Consider the following 1,051-nt stretch of genomic DNA (forward strand, 5'->3'; position numbering starts at 1 on the left):
TCGCTCAAGTCCAACATCGGCCACTCCCAGGCCGCCGCAGGCGTCGGCGGAGTCATCAAGATGGTCATGGCCATGCGCCACGGCATCCTCCCCCAAACCCTCCACGTCGACCGGCCGACCTCGCACGTGGACTGGAGCAGGGGGGCGGTGTCCCTCCTCACGGAGGCGACCCCGTGGCCCGAGACCGACCGGCCCCGCCGGTCCGCCGTCTCCTCCTTCGGCATCAGCGGCACCAACGCCCACGTCGTCCTCGAACAGGCCCCCGCCAACGAGCCGGAGCCCGCCGCCCCGGCCCCCGAGGCGGTGCCGATGGCGCCCTGGCTGCTGTCGGGCCACACGGAGCCGGCCCTGCGGGCCCAGGCGGAGCGGCTGCTGGCCTTCGTCTCCGAGCGCACGGCGATGCCGGAGCCGGCCGCCACTTCGCCGTCTCGGATCGCACTGGCGGACATCGGCCGGTCACTGGCCGCCGCGCCGGCGCTCCTGGCCCACACCGCGGCCGTCGTCGCGGACGACGGCGAGGGCCGTCTGAGGGCGCTCGCCGCGCTGGCCTCCGGGGAGGAGTCCGCGGACGTCATCACGGGACCGCCGGCCGGACAGGGCGGCGGCAAGACCGCCTTCCTGTTCACCGGGCAGGGCAGTCAGCGTGCCGGCATGGGCCGTGAGCTGTACGAGACCCACCCCGTCTACGCCCGCGCCCTGGACGAGGTCTGCGCCCGTCTCGACGAGCACCTGCAGCAGTCCGTGACCCTGAAGTCCCTCCTCTTCGCCGAGGATGACCCGGCCTCACCCCTGCACCAGACCATGTGGACGCAGGCGGCGCTCTTCGCGACGGAGGTCGCCCTCTACCGCACGGTCGAGCACTACGGCCTGACGCCGGACTACCTCCTCGGCCATTCGGTGGGCGAGCTGGCCGCGGCGCACGTCGCGGGGGTCCTCGACCTCGACGACGCCTGCAAGCTCGTCGCCACCCGCGGCCGCCTGATGCAGTCCGCGCCCTCCGGCGGCGCCATGATCGCCATCGAAGCCACCGAAACAGAAATACGCCACACCC

The 1,051-nt window shown here is 73.4% G+C and carries 1 protein-coding gene; it reads left to right on the top strand.

What is annotated here, in order from left to right:
• A partial coding sequence (locus AB0F82_RS38610; protein ID WP_362636490.1) for an acyltransferase domain-containing protein occupies window positions 1-1,051 on the top strand: 1,051 nt, incomplete at both ends.

It is taken from the genome of Streptomyces virginiae, assembly GCF_040638905.1.
In the GTDB taxonomy this organism is placed as follows: domain Bacteria; phylum Actinomycetota; class Actinomycetes; order Streptomycetales; family Streptomycetaceae; genus Streptomyces; species Streptomyces virginiae_B.